Genomic DNA, 13,415 nt, shown 5'->3' with positions numbered 1-13,415 from the left:
AGGGCCCGTCGCGCGTCAGCTGCCAGCCGTCAGTTGACGGGGCCGGTGTACTTCTCGCCCGGGCCGGCGCCCGGCGCGTCCGGGATCGCCGACGCCTCGCGGAACGCGAGCTGCACCGAACGCAGGCCGTCGCGCAGCGGACGGGCGTGGTGGTCGCCGATCTCGGTCGCCGCGGCGGTGACCAGGCCGGCCAGCGCGGTGATGAGCTTGCGCGCCTCGTCGAGGTCGGTCTGCTCCTGCGGGTCGTCTGCCAGGCCGACCTTCACGGCCGCCGCGCTGAGCAGGTGCACGGCCACGGTGTTGATGAGTTCGACGGCCGGCACCTCCGAGATGTCCCTGGCGGCGTCGATGCCGCTGCCGTCGTCGTCGATCGGGGTGTCGGTCACGGTGCTCCTCTGCTAGACTCGCTCGCGGCAGATGCTGTCCGTGTGCCACCAGGTTCTCCTGGATCGCTCGGACGGTGTCACGAAAGAGGAGTCTCTCCCACCCGCGGCCGCGTTCCACCAGGCTACCGGGTCACCACCGCTCCGCGTGTGCACCGCAACTGGGTGCACACGTCGGTCGGGTCCACGGATCCGACGCAGGGCGGCTGCCGAACGGGTTCCGATCCGTGCGTCAGATCTCCTCTCTCGTGCTGTCGTCCAGGGCATACGTCCCGGACGACCACCACCTGATTGAAGGAGCTCCGCATCACCGATCCCCGTACCAACGACCGAATCCGCGTTCCCGAAGTCCGACTCGTCGGCCCGCAGGGTGAGCAGGTCGGCGTTGTCCCGATCGCCATGGCACTGCGCCTCGCGCAGGAAGCCGAACTGGATCTGGTCGAGGTCGCGCCGAACTCGAAGCCGCCCGTGGCCAAGATCATGGACTACGGCAAGTTCAAGTACGAGGCCGCTCAGAAGGCCAAGGAAGCCCGTCGCAACCAGGTGAACACGGACCTGAAAGAGGTCCGTTTCCGCCTGAAGATCGACGTGCACGACTACGAGACGAAGCGCAAGCGCGCCGAGGGGTTCCTCCTCGGTGGCGACAAGGTGAAGGCGATGATCCTCTTCCGTGGCCGCGAGCAGTCGCGTCCGGAGCAGGGTGTCCGTCTCCTCCACAAGTTCGCGGAGGAGATCGCCGAGTTCGGCGTCGTCGAGTCCCGTCCGACCCAGGACGGCCGCAACATGACGATGATCATCGCCCCCCTCAAGAACAAGTCCGACGTCAAGGGCGAGCAGAACGCGAAGCGCGCTGCACAGAAGGCCGAGCGTCGTGCGTCCGAGCACGCAGCGAAGGACCAGCCGGCCGAGGCGCCGGCCGCCGCACCCGAGCAGGCCTCCGTGCCTGCCGACAGCGACAGCCCCGCCGAGTAGGTCACCCCGACCGACCCCGCAACGACGCGGCCCCCATCCATCCCACGGAAAGGCACCACCATGCCCAAGCAGAAGACCCACTCCGGGTCGAAGAAGCGCTTCAAGATCACCGGTACCGGCAAGGTCATGAAGCAGCAGGCCGGTATGCGTCACAACCTCGAGGTCAAGAGCTCCAAGCGCAAGGCCCGCCTGAACGAGGACCAGGTCCTCTCCAAGGCAGACGCGAAGAACGTCAAGAAGCTCCTCGGCCACTGAGCCCCCGGATCGTAAAGGAATAGTGCAATGGCACGAGTAAAGAGAGCGGTCAACGCCGCCAAGAAGCGCCGCGTCATCCTCGAGCGCGCCGAGGGCTACCGCGGCCAGCGTTCGCGTCTGTACCGCAAGGCCAAGGAGCAGGTCACCCACTCCCTCGTCTACGCGTACCGCGACCGTCACGCGAAGAAGGGCGAGTTCCGTCGCCTGTGGATCCAGCGCATCAACGCTGCGTCCCGCGCGAACGGCCTCACCTACAACCGTCTGATCCAGGGTCTGGGTCTGGCCGGTGTCGAGGTCGACCGTCGCATCCTCGCCGACCTCGCGGTGAACAACCCCGAGACCTTCACCGCGCTCGTCGAGACCGCGAAGAAGGCCCTCCCGGCCGACACCTCGGCCCCGAAGGCTGCGTAGTCAGTTCTTCTGCTCGCGAAACCCCCGCCGCACGGCGGGGGTTTCGTCGTTCCTAGACTTGGGTCGTGAGCGATCTCCTCGAGAACCCCCGTGCCGGACGCGTGAAGGCCGTCGCGGCCCTGTCGAAGAAGGACGTCCGTGCCGAAACGGGCTTGTTCCTGCTGGAAGGGCCGCAGGCGGTGCGTGAAGCACTCGAGTACGCCCCGGAGCTCCTGCGCGAGCTCTACGTGACGCCGACGGCCGCAGCCCGCTACGGGCTCGACGACGCGCCGGTCGACACCTGGTTCGTGACGGAGCAGGTGCTCGACGCGATGGCGGACACCGTGACGCCGCAGGGTGTCGTCGCCGTCTGCCAGCAGTTCCCGACGTCGGTGAAGGACGTCTTCCCCGACCGTCGCGTCGGTGACGCAGCTGCTGCCGTCGACCTGGAGGCCCGTGGGGACGCCGACGATCCGGCCACGTTGCCGGGGCTGGTCGCCATCCTCGAAGAGGTGCGGGACCCGGGGAACGCCGGCACGATCATCCGCGCCGCCGACTCCGCCGGCGCCGACGCGGTGGTCCTCACCGGGCGGTCGGTGGACCCGTACAACCCGAAGGTCGTCCGTTCGACCACGGGCTCGCTGTTCCACGTGCCGGTGTCGGTGGGCGTGACTCTGGCCGACACGATCGCGCGGGCGAAGGCGCTCGGGTACACGGTGCTCGCGGCCGACGTGTCGGGCGACGATCTGCCGGTGGTCCGGGCCGAGGGCATGCTCGACGGCCCGACCGCGTGGGTGTTCGGCAACGAGGCCCGCGGGCTCACCACCGAGGACCTCGCGCTCGTCGACCGCGCGGTGAAGGTGCCGATCTACGGCCAGGCGGAGTCGATGAACCTGGCGACGGCTGCCTCGGTCTGCCTGTACGAGTCGGCGTTCGCGCTCCGGAGCTGACCCCTCCTCTCCACAGTCCGACCGGTGCAGGCGGGTGGTATCCCGTCGGCCGGTAGGCTTGGGTCTCGTGTCAGAACCTCTCGAGATCAGCGAATCGGCCGTCGCCGACGCCGTGGACGCAGCACTCGCCGCCGTCCGCGCCACGACGACGGTCGCCGAACTGAAGCAGGCCAGGGCCGAGCACACCGGTGAGCAGTCGCCGCTGGCTCGGATGAACGCGTCGATGCGCAGTGTGCCGCCGGAGCAGAAGGCCGCCGCCGGCAAGCTCGTCGGCCAGGCCCGCGGCCGGCTGAACGCGGCGATCGCGGAGCAGGAGTCGGTCCTCGCCGTGGCGGAGGAGCGCGCGCGGCTCGAGGCCGAGCGCGTCGACGTCACCGCGTTGCCGACGCACCGCCCGACCGGCTCGCGCCACCCGCTCTCGCTCCTCAACGAAGCCGTCGCGGACATCTTCGTCGGCATGGGGTGGGAAGTGGCAGAAGGCCCCGAGCTCGAGCACGAGTGGTTCAACTTCGACGCGCTGAACTTCGACCAGGACCACCCGGCCCGGGCCATGGCGGACACGATCTTCGTCGAGCCCGTCGACCGGCACCTCGTCATGCGTACCCACACGTCGCCGGTGCAGGTGCGGTCGCTGCTGTCCCGCGACCTCCCGCTCTACGTCATCGCCCCGGGCCGTGTGTACCGCGCCGACGAGCTCGACGCCACGCACCTGCCGGTCTTCACCCAGGTCGAGGGCATCGCGATCGACAAGGGCCTGACGATGGCGCACCTGCGCGGCACGCTCGAGCACTTCGCCCGCCAGGTCTTCGGCGCCGAGGCCCAGATCCGCCTGCGCCCGAACTACTTCCCGTTCACCGAGCCCAGCGCCGAGATGGACGTCTGGCAGCCGAACGCCAAGGGCGGCGCGCGGTGGGTCGAGTGGGGTGGCTGCGGCATGGTCAACCCCAACGTCCTGCGTGCCGCCGGGATCGACCCGGACGAGTACCAGGGCTTCGCCTTCGGCATGGGCATCGAGCGGACGCTGCAGTTCCGCAACGGCCTGAACGACATGCGTGACTTCCTCGAGGGCGACATCCGCTTCTCGCAGCAGTTCGGAACGGTGGTCTGATGCGCGTCCCACTCCGTTGGCTCGGCGAGTCCGTCGACCTCCCCGAGGACGTCACCCTCGAGCACGTCCACGCGGCGCTCGTGTCGGTCGGCTTCGAGGAAGAGGACGTCCACACCTTCGACCTGACCGGCCCCGTCGTGGTCGGCCGGGTACTCGAACGCGTCCCCGAGCCGCAGAAGAACGGCAAGACCATCAACTGGTGCCAGGTGGACGTCGGCGAGCCCGAGCCCCGCGGCATCGTCTGCGGCGCGCACAACTTCGACGTGGGCGACCTCGTCGTCGTCACGCTGCCCGGTGCCGTGCTGCCCGGCCCGTTCCCGATCGCGGCCCGCAAGACCTACGGCCACGTCTCCGACGGCATGATCGCCTCGGCACGTGAGCTCGGTCTCGGCGACGAGCACGAGGGCATCCTGCGCTTCGCGGACCTCGGCATGGAGCCGACCGTGGGTGAGGACGCCATCGCGCTCCTCGGCCTCGACGACGCCGCGGTCGAGATCAACGTCACGCCGGACCGCGGGTACGTGCTCAGCATGCGCGGTGTCGCGCGCGAGTACGCCCACGCCACCGGGGCGAGCTTCCACGACCCCGCCGACCGCGTCGCCTCCCGCACGGCCGAGGGCTTCTCGGTGACGATCGACGACCAGGCCCCGATCCGGGGTCGCGTCGGCGCGAGCACGTTCGTCACCCGCGTCGTCCGTGGCATCGACCCCACGGCGAAAACACCGGCCTGGATGGTGTCGCGTCTCGCTCTGGCGGGCGTCCGCGCGATCTCGCTGCCAGTCGACATCACGAACTACGTCATGTTCGAGCTCGGCCAGCCGCTGCACGGCTACGACCTGTCGACCGTGCGCGGTGGCCTGGGCGTCCGTCGTGCCGCTGCGGGCGAGACGCTCGAGACCCTCGACGGCGCCGTGCGGAAGCTCGACCCCGAGGACCTCGTCATCACCGACGACGACGGTCCCGTCGGGCTCGCCGGCGTGATGGGCGGTGCCCGCACCGAGATCTCGGCGAGCACGACCGACGTCCTGATCGAGGCAGCCGGCTTCGACCAGGTCTCGATCGCGCGGACCGCTCGCCGCCACAAGCTGCCGAGCGAGGCCTCCCGTCGCTTCGAGCGCGGCGTCGACCCGCTCGTGGCCGAGGCCGCGGCGAACCGCGCCGTCGAGCTCCTCGTCGAGCTGGCGGGTGGGACGGCCGACGCCCTCGGATCGACCCTCGTCGACACCGAGCCCCGCGCGACGGTCACCATGCGGACCACGCGTCCGGCCGAGCTCATCGGTGTGGACTACACCGACACCGAGGTCGTCGACACCCTCCGCGCGATCGGCGCCACGGTGCAGGCCGACGGTGAGCAGCTCGCCGTCACGCCGCCGACCTGGCGCCCCGACCTCACCGACGACACCACGTTGGTCGAGGAGGTCGCGCGGATCGTCGGGTACGACCGCATCCCGAGCGTGCTGCCCGTCGCCCCGCCCGGACGCGGACTCACCCCGCACCAGCAGGCGCGACGTCGGGTCTCCGCGGCCCTCGCGGCGGCGGGCCTGGTCGAAGCGGTGACGGCACCGTTCGTCTCCGCGGCGACCCAGGACGCCTACCCGGGGATCGACCCGGACGGCGGCCCGAGCGTCGTGCTCGCGAACGCCCTCGACAGTGAGCAGAACCTGCTCCGGCGCAGTGGTGTACCGGCCCTCGTCGACGCCGCCCGCCGGAACGTCTCGCGCGGCCTGCTCGACGTCGCGCTCTACGAGACCTCGCGGGTGTTCCTGCCGGCGACGGGCGTGACGCTCGGTACCGACGAGGTCCCGGCCGGAGCCGCGCTGCCCGACCGTGCGACCCTCCAGGCACTCGACGCGTCCCTGCCCGCACAGCCGTTCCACGTGTCCGCACTGCTCACCGGCAACCGCGTCGTCAAGCAGGCGGGCGTCGCCGCCGAGCCGTACGGCATCGCCGACGCGATCGACGCGGCGCGACAGGTCGCGTGGGCCGTCGGCGTCGAACTCCGCGTCGCGCAGACCACCCACCCGTCGCTGCACCCGGGCCGCGCGGCGTCGCTGCTCGTGGGCGACACCGTCGTGGGCGTCGCCGGCGAACTCCTGCCGGAGCTGTCCGCTGCTGCGGTGCTGCCCCGCGTGGTGGCCGTGGTCGAGCTCGACCTCGACGCCATGGTGACCGCGGCCCCCGACCTCGTCGCGGTGGCGCCGATCGTGTCGTACCCCGCTGCGACGCAGGACCTCTCCCTGGTCGTCGACGCCGGGGTCCCGGCCGGTGACGTGTTGGATGCGGTCCGCTCTGGTGCCGGAGACCTGTTGGAGTATGCTCGGCTCGTGGATGACTACCGGGGCTCCGGCGTGGACGAGGGACAGAAGTCCCTGACGTTCGCCCTGCGCTTCCGTGCCACGGACCGCACGCTGACCGCTGCCGAGGCCACCGAGGCCCGCGACGGCGCAGTCCGACGTGCCGGCGAGCGATTCGGGGCGACCCTGCGCGACTGACCCACGACGGGATCAGCACCGCCCGGGGTCGCCGCCTCCGACTCTCTCGACGACCAGTCCGACCAAAGGTGGAATCCCATGTCCGTATCCGTCGCCGTGGCGGGAGCCTCCGGCTACGCGGGTGGCGAGCTCCTGCGCGTGCTCTCCGTCCATCCCGAGTTCGACGTCAGGACGGTGACGGCGTTCTCGAACGCCGGACAGCCGCTGATCGCGACGCAGCCGCACCTCCGCTCGCTGTCACACCTGACCCTCGAGAAGACGACGGCCGAGACGCTCCGGGGGCACGACGTCGTGTTCCTGGCGCTGCCGCACGGTCAGTCCGGCGCGATCACCGAGGAGCTCGGTGACGAGGCCCTCGTCGTGGACTGCGGCGCGGACCACCGCCTGACGGACCCCGCGGCCTGGGAGCAGTTCTACGGCGGCGAGTACCACGGTGCCTGGACCTACGGCCTGCCCGAGCTCCTGCTCGCTGCCCCGGCCCCCGGCTCGGCCGACGAGTGGCGCGAGGTCGAGGACATCGCGTCGCAGGGCAAGCAGCGCTCGGCCCTGATCGGCACCAAGCGGATCGCCGTCCCCGGGTGCAACGTCACCGCGGTGACGCTCGGCATCCAGCCGGGCATCCAGGCTGGACTCGTCGAGTCGGACGACATCGTCGCGGTGCTGAGCGTCGGCCCGAGCGGTGCCGGCAAGAAGCTCGCGACCACCTACCTGGCGTCCGAGATCATGGGCTCCGCCAGCGCCTACGCGGTCGGCGGCACGCACCGGCACGTCCCGGAGATCCAGCAGAACCTGGTCGTGGCGGGTGCTGCCGACGTGACCATCTCGTTCACGCCCGTGCTCGTCCCGATGTCGCGCGGCATCCTCGCGACGACGACCGCCAAGATCACCCCCGGGGTGAGCGCGCGCGACGTGCGACTCGCCTGGGAGCAGGCCTACGCCGACGAGCCGTTCGTGCACCTGCTGCCCGAGGGCGAGTTCCCCCGGGTCGCGGACACGATCGGTGCGAACACCGCACTCGTCGGCATCGCCGTCGACGAGGCCGCGGGCCGCGTCGTCGCCGTGACGGCACTCGACAACCTCGCGAAGGGCACGGCGGGCGCCGCCGTCCAGTCGACCAACATCGCCCTCGGTCTGCCGGAGACCCTGGGCCTGAGCGTGGACGGAGTCGCACCGTGACCGACGCAAGCAACGGACCGACCGCCACCGGCGGGACGGAAGCGGCCACGGGCCTCCCGGCCCCGCAGGGTGTGACCGCAGCAGCGGGCTTCCGCGCGGCCGGCGTGACCGCCGGCCTCAAGACCAGCGGCAAGCCGGACGTGGCGCTCGTCGTCAACGACGGCCCCGACGCGGCCGCCGCCGCGGTGTTCACCAGCAACCGTGCGCAGGCGCACCCGGTGATCTGGTCCCGCCAGGTCGTCGGTGACGGCACTGCGCGTGCCGTCGTCCTGAACTCCGGCGGTGCCAACTGCTTCACGGGTCCCTTCGGCTTCCAGACCACGCACATGACCGCCGAAGCAGTGGGCGACGCCCTCGGCATCGGCGCAGGCGACGTCGTCGTCTGCTCCACCGGCCTGATCGGGGTCGGCGACCAGACCTTCCGCGACGGCGTGCTGCGCGGGGTCGACCTGGCGAGCGCCGCACTCAGCGCCGACGGCGGCCCGGATGCGGCCACCGCGATCATGACGACCGACACCAAGGCGAAGCAGTCCGTGGTGACCGAGGACGGCTGGACGGTCGGCGGCATGGCGAAGGGCGCGGGCATGCTCGCACCAGGGCTCGCGACGATGCTCGTCGTGATCACCACTGACGCCGTACAGACGCCGGACCAGCTCGACCAGGCGCTCCGCGCGGCCACCCGCATCACCTTCGACCGTGTCGACTCGGACGGCTGCATGTCGACGAACGACACCGTCGTGCTGCTGTCGTCGGGCGCGAGCGGGGTGACGCCCGAGGTCGGCGACTTCCAGGAAGCCCTGACCGCGGTCTGCGCGGACCTGGCCCGCCAGCTGCAGCAGGACGCCGAGGGCGCGAGCCACGACATCACGATCGAGGTCGTGCACGCCGCGACCGAGGACGACGCCGTGACCGTCGGCCGGAGCGTCGCCCGCAACAACCTGTTCAAGGCGGCGGTCTTCGGCAACGACCCGAACTGGGGCCGGGTGCTCGCGGCGATCGGCACGACGGACGCCGACTTCGACCCGTACGCGGTCGACGTCAGCATGAACGGTGTCCGGGTCTGCCACGCCGGTGCGCCGGACCAGCCGAGCGACACCGTCGACCTGACGCCGCGCGACACCCACGTGCGCATCGACCTCGGTGTCGGGACGCACGCGGCGACGATCCTGACCAACGACCTCACGCACGACTACGTGCACGAGAACAGCGCGTACTCCAGCTGATGGCGAACGACACCGAAGGGGCCGGGACGCCCCTCACGAAGGAAGAGGAACACGAGTTCGCGGCCGTCAAGGCCGCGACCCTGATCGAGTCCCTGCCGTGGCTCAAGCGCTTCTCCGGCAAGGTCGTCGTCGTCAAGTTCGGCGGCAACGCCATGGTGAACGACGACCTCAAGCGGGCGTTCGCCGAGGACATGGTCTACCTCCGCTACGCCGGCCTGCACCCCGTCGTGGTGCACGGTGGGGGTCCGCAGATCTCGGCCGCGCTCAAGGAACAGGGCATCGAGTCCGAGTTCCGAGGTGGCTACCGCGTCACCACGACCGAGGCGATCACGGTCGTCCGCGACGTCCTGGCGGGCGAGGTCAACCGCGAGATCGTCGACCTGATGAACGAGCACGGCGAGGGCCTGGCCGTCGGCGTGTTCGGCGACGGCGGGTCCTTGTTCACCGGTGAGCAGAAGGGCGTGGTCGTCGACGGGCAGGAGTACGACCTCGGCCACGTCGGTGACATCACCCACGTCGACCCCTCCGGGGTGCTCGCCGCGATCGAGGCCGGCCGGATCCCGGTGGTCTCGAGCATCGCGATCGACGACGCCCACCCGGACCAGGCGCTCAACGTCAACGCCGACGCGGCGGCCGGTGCCCTGGCGATCGCGCTGCGTGCGTCGAAGCTCATCATGCTCACCGACGTCCCCGGCCTGTACCGCAACTGGCCGGACCGCGACTCGCTCGTCGACCTCATCGCGGTCGAGGAGCTCCGCGAGCTCCTGCCGTCTCTCGAGTCGGGCATGATCCCGAAGATGACCGCGTGCCTCGACGCCGTGGTCGGCGGGGTCGGCGGGGCGACGATCATCGACGGCCGGATCCCGCACTCGATCCTGCTCGAGGTCTTCACCCTGCGCGGTGCGGGCACCGAGGTGATCCCGGACCCGAGCCGACGAACCGAGAACCAGATGACCCACGCCGAGATCGGCCGACGCGTGGCAGCACCGTCGACGAGCACCAGCACCGGCCAACACGTGGCCAGCACGACCGAGAAGGGGCAGCAGCAGTGAGCAGCGAGACGCAGACCGAGACCTGGAACGACCGGTTCGGGGCGTCGCTCATGCGATCCCTGACGCCGCCGAAGATCATGCTCGAGCGCGGACAGGGCTGTCGTGTCTGGGACGTCGAGGGCAACGAGTACCTCGACTTCCTGGCGGGCATCGCCGTCAACTCGCTCGGCCACGCGCACCCCGTCCTGGTCGAGGCGATCGCCGACCAGGCCGCGAAGCTCGTGCACGTGTCGAACTACTTCGCGACCCCGCCGCAGCTCGAGCTCGCGGAACGCCTCAAGCGCATCACCGGTGCGGGCGACGCCGGGCGGGTGTACTTCGGGAACTCCGGTGCCGAGGCGAACGAGGCCGCCTTCAAGCTCGCGCGCCTGAACAAGGGCGCGGACGGGCAGAAGACCCGCATCCTCGCGCTGAAGCAGGGGTTCCACGGCCGCACGATGGGTGCGCTCGCGCTCACCGGCAAGCCCGCGCTGCAGCAGGACTTCCTGCCGATGATCCCGGGGGTCGAGCACATCGACTCCACCGTCGCAGCGCTCGAAGCGTCGATCGACGACACCGTCGCGGCGATCATCATCGAGCCGATCAAGGGCGAGGCCGGCGTCGTCGACCTGCCGGAGGGCTTCCTGCTCGCGGCACGCCGACTGACCGAGGAGCACGGTGCGCTGCTGATCCTCGACGAGATCCAGACCGGCGTCGGACGGACGGGCAACTGGTTCACCTACCAGGGGCACGGCTTCACGCCCGATGCCATCACGGTGGCCAAGGGCATCGCCGGCGGCTTCCCGATCGGTGCGCTCGTGACCTTCGGATGGGCGTCCGACCTGTTCTCGGCCGGCCAGCACGGTTCGACCTTCGGTGGCAACCCGCTCGGCACCCGGGTGGCGAACGCAGTGCTCGCCGAGATCGAGCGCGCCGACCTCGTCGCGGCCGCCGTGGTCAAGGGCGAGCGGATCCGGGCCGGTGTCGCCGGTATCGGTTCACCGCTCGTCGAGGAGGTCCGCGGCACCGGCCTGCTCATCGGCGTCGGGCTCACCGGTCCGGTCGCGGCTGCGGTCAACGCCGCCGCGCTCGAGCGTGGCCTCATCATCAACGCCCCGAACGAGTCGAGCCTGCGCCTCGCGCCGCCGCTCATCGTGTCCGACGCCGAGATCGACGAGTTCGTGTCGATCCTCGCCCAGAGCCTCGCGGCCGTCGCTGCCGCCCAGGAGACCTCCGCATGACCCGCCACTTCCTCCGGGACGACGACCTCAGCCAGGCCGAGCAGTCCGCGATCCTCGACATCGCCGACCAGATGAAGGCCGACCGCTGGGGTGCGAAGCCCCTCGCCGGCCCGCAGAGCGTCGCGGTCATCTTCGACAAGTCGTCGACGCGCACCCGGGTGTCGTTCCACGTCGGCATCTCCGACCTGGGCGGCAGCCCGCTGATCATCTCGACGGCGAACAGCCAGCTCGGCGGCAAGGAGACCCCGTCCGACACCGCCCGTGTGCTGGAGCGCATGGTGTCGGCGATCGTCTGGCGCACCTACGGCCAGGCCGGTCTCGAGGAGATGGCTGCCGACACGACCGTCCCCGTCGTCAACGCGCTGTCCGACGACTTCCACCCGTGCCAGCTGCTCGCCGACCTGCTCACCATCCGCGAGCACCGCGGCACGCTGGCGGGCCAGACGGTGGCGTTCATCGGCGACGGTGCGAGCAACATGGCCCAGTCGTACCTGCTCGCCGGCGCGACGGCGGGCATGCACGTCCGCGTCGCTGCCCCGGCCGAGTTCTCGCCGTCCCCGCAGGTCGTCACCGATGCCGAGCACCGTTCGGCCGAGACCGGTGGGTCCGTGCTGGTCGTGACGGACCCGGTGGCCGCGGTCGCCGGCGCCGACGTCGTGGTCACCGACACGTGGGTGTCGATGGGCAAGGAGTCCGAGAAGCAGTCGCGCCTGGACACCTTCTCCGGGTACCGCGTGGACGACGCCCTCATGGCGCACGCCGCCGACGACGCGGTGTTCATGCACTGCCTGCCCGCCGACCGCGGCTACGAGGTGACCGCCGACGTCATCGACGGTCCGCGCAGCATCATCTGGGACGAGGCGGAGAACCGTCTGCACGCCCAGAAGGCGCTGCTGGCCTGGCTCCTCGCCGCGAACGGCGCGACGACGGCGACCGCCGCGACCGCCGCGGCAACCGCGTAGGCGCACCGCATGGCAGACCGCGTCGTCCTCGCGTACTCCGGCGGCCTCGACACCTCCGTCGGGATCGGCTGGCTGCGTGACGCCACCGGCAAAGAGGTGGTGGCGCTGGCGGTCGACGTCGGCCAGGGCGGCGAGGACCTCGACGCGATCCGGCAACGCGCGCTCGACTGCGGGGCCGTGGAGTCGATCGTGGTCGACGCCAAGGACGAGTACGCCGACGAGTACATCGTGCCTGCCCTCAAGGCCAACGCGCTGTACCAGAAGCGCTACCCGCTGGTGTCGGCGCTGAGCCGCCCGCTCATCGCGAAGCACCTCGCGCTGACGGCGAAGCAGCTCGGCGCCGACAGCGTCGCGCACGGCTGCACCGGCAAGGGCAACGACCAGGTCCGGTTCGAGGCCGCGGTCGCGGCGATCGCCCCGGACCTGCGGAGCGTGGCACCGGTCCGCGACCTCGCCCTGACCCGCGACAAGGCGATCGCGTACGCCGAACAGCACGCGCTGCCGATCCAGCAGTCGCAGCGGTCGCCGTACTCGATCGACCAGAACGTGTGGGGTCGTGCGGTCGAGACGGGTCTCCTCGAGGACCCGTGGAACGCCCCGACCGAGGACCTCTACGCCTACACGCAGGACCCCGCCGTGCAGCGTGACGCGGACGAGGTGACGATCACGTTCGAGCGCGGCGTCCCGGTGGCGCTCGACGGGCAGCGGTTCAGCGTGCTGCGGATCGTCCAGGAGCTGAACGCCGTGGCCGGCAAGCACGGCGTCGGCCGGATCGACGTCGTCGAGGACCGCCTCGTCGGCATCAAGTCGCGCGAGGTGTACGAAGCCCCCGCGGCGATCGCGCTCATCACGGCGCACGAGGAACTCGAGCGTCTCACCCTCGAGCGCGACGTGAACCGCTACAAGCGCGGTGTCGAGTCGGAGTGGGCCGACCTGGTCTACGACGGCCTGTGGTTCGGCGGGCTGAAGCGCAGCCTGGACGCCTTCGTCGACCACACCCAGCAGCACGTCTCCGGCGACGTCCGCCTGCAGCTGCTCGGCGGCCGGGCGACGGTGACCGGCCGCCGGTCGGAGCAGAGCCTGTACGACTTCGACCTCGCGACGTACGACACCGGCGACACGTTCGACCAGTCCCTCTCCAAGGGCTTCATCGAGCTCTGGTCGCTCCCCAGCAAGATCTCCGCCCGCCGCGACGCGGCGAACTGACACCCGCCGCCACCCGGCGGGACGAC

13 protein-coding genes are annotated in these 13,415 nt (G+C 70.8%); 12 read left to right on the top strand and 1 reads right to left on the bottom strand.

Annotation, left to right across the window (positions count from 1 at the left end; all coding sequences use genetic code 11):
• Nucleotides 1-29 precede the first annotated feature (29 nt).
• Entirely contained in the window at nucleotides 30-386 is a 357-nt protein-coding gene (locus KZI27_RS17475; protein WP_173170823.1) for a DUF1844 domain-containing protein, read from the bottom strand.
• 288 nt (nucleotides 387-674) lie between these two features.
• Here KZI27_RS17475 and infC point away from each other — a divergent pair, with 288 nt between their 5' ends.
• From infC to KZI27_RS17415, 12 genes are all read left to right on the top strand, one after another.
• A complete protein-coding gene (gene infC / locus KZI27_RS17470) occupies nucleotides 675-1,355 on the top strand; it encodes a translation initiation factor IF-3 (RefSeq protein WP_222658607.1) in 681 nt (226 codons plus the stop codon).
• A 60-nt stretch (nucleotides 1,356-1,415) separates the two neighbouring features.
• Nucleotides 1,416-1,610 carry a 50S ribosomal protein L35 gene (rpmI, locus tag KZI27_RS17465; RefSeq protein ID WP_111086286.1) on the top strand — a complete coding sequence of 65 codons (195 nt, stop codon included), beginning with the start codon at nucleotides 1,416-1,418 and terminating at the stop codon, nucleotides 1,608-1,610.
• A gap of 27 nt (nucleotides 1,611-1,637) precedes the next feature.
• The gene (gene rplT / locus KZI27_RS17460; RefSeq protein ID WP_111086285.1) at nucleotides 1,638-2,021 is read left to right on the top strand and encodes a 50S ribosomal protein L20; all 384 of its coding nucleotides are present in this window, start codon (nucleotides 1,638-1,640) and stop codon (nucleotides 2,019-2,021) included.
• 65 nt (nucleotides 2,022-2,086) lie between these two features.
• Nucleotides 2,087-2,950: a TrmH family RNA methyltransferase gene (locus KZI27_RS17455; RefSeq protein WP_222658606.1), complete on the top strand. Its 864-nt coding sequence runs from the start codon at nucleotides 2,087-2,089 to the stop codon at nucleotides 2,948-2,950.
• Between the two features lie 67 nt (nucleotides 2,951-3,017).
• Complete coding sequence (pheS, locus tag KZI27_RS17450; RefSeq protein WP_111086283.1) at nucleotides 3,018-4,058, top strand: phenylalanine--tRNA ligase subunit alpha; 1,041 nt, start codon at nucleotides 3,018-3,020, stop codon at nucleotides 4,056-4,058.
• Entirely contained in the window at nucleotides 4,058-6,550 is a 2,493-nt protein-coding gene (gene pheT / locus KZI27_RS17445) for a phenylalanine--tRNA ligase subunit beta (RefSeq protein ID WP_222658605.1), read from the top strand. The genes pheS and pheT overlap by 1 nt, the downstream gene beginning before the upstream one ends.
• A gap of 78 nt (nucleotides 6,551-6,628) precedes the next feature.
• Complete coding sequence (locus KZI27_RS17440) at nucleotides 6,629-7,726, top strand: N-acetyl-gamma-glutamyl-phosphate reductase (RefSeq protein ID WP_222658604.1); 1,098 nt, start codon at nucleotides 6,629-6,631, stop codon at nucleotides 7,724-7,726.
• A 71-nt stretch (nucleotides 7,727-7,797) separates the two neighbouring features.
• On the top strand, nucleotides 7,798-8,949 hold the full coding sequence (gene argJ / locus KZI27_RS17435; protein WP_222661479.1) for a bifunctional glutamate N-acetyltransferase/amino-acid acetyltransferase ArgJ: 1,152 nt from the start codon (nucleotides 7,798-7,800) through the stop codon (nucleotides 8,947-8,949).
• Nucleotides 8,949-10,001 (top strand): acetylglutamate kinase, encoded by a 1,053-nt coding sequence (gene argB / locus KZI27_RS17430; protein ID WP_123312128.1) that lies wholly within the window; start codon nucleotides 8,949-8,951, stop codon nucleotides 9,999-10,001. Before argJ ends, argB begins: the two co-directional genes overlap by 1 nt.
• 50 nt (nucleotides 10,002-10,051) lie before the next feature.
• Nucleotides 10,052-11,221 (top strand): acetylornithine transaminase, encoded by a 1,170-nt coding sequence (locus KZI27_RS17425; RefSeq protein ID WP_410004037.1) that lies wholly within the window; start codon nucleotides 10,052-10,054, stop codon nucleotides 11,219-11,221.
• On the top strand, nucleotides 11,218-12,183 hold the full coding sequence (gene argF, locus KZI27_RS17420) for an ornithine carbamoyltransferase (protein ID WP_222658602.1): 966 nt from the start codon (nucleotides 11,218-11,220) through the stop codon (nucleotides 12,181-12,183). Before KZI27_RS17425 ends, argF begins: the two co-directional genes overlap by 4 nt.
• A 9-nt stretch (nucleotides 12,184-12,192) precedes the next feature.
• The gene (locus tag KZI27_RS17415) at nucleotides 12,193-13,389 is read left to right on the top strand and encodes an argininosuccinate synthase (RefSeq protein WP_222658601.1); all 1,197 of its coding nucleotides are present in this window, start codon (nucleotides 12,193-12,195) and stop codon (nucleotides 13,387-13,389) included.
• Nucleotides 13,390-13,415 lie beyond the last annotated feature (26 nt).

The organism is Curtobacterium sp. TC1 (assembly GCF_019844075.1).
Taxonomy (GTDB): domain Bacteria; phylum Actinomycetota; class Actinomycetes; order Actinomycetales; family Microbacteriaceae; genus Curtobacterium.
The sequence above is the reverse complement of the archived record's forward strand: the minus strand, read 5'-3'. Positions and strand labels throughout refer to the sequence as shown.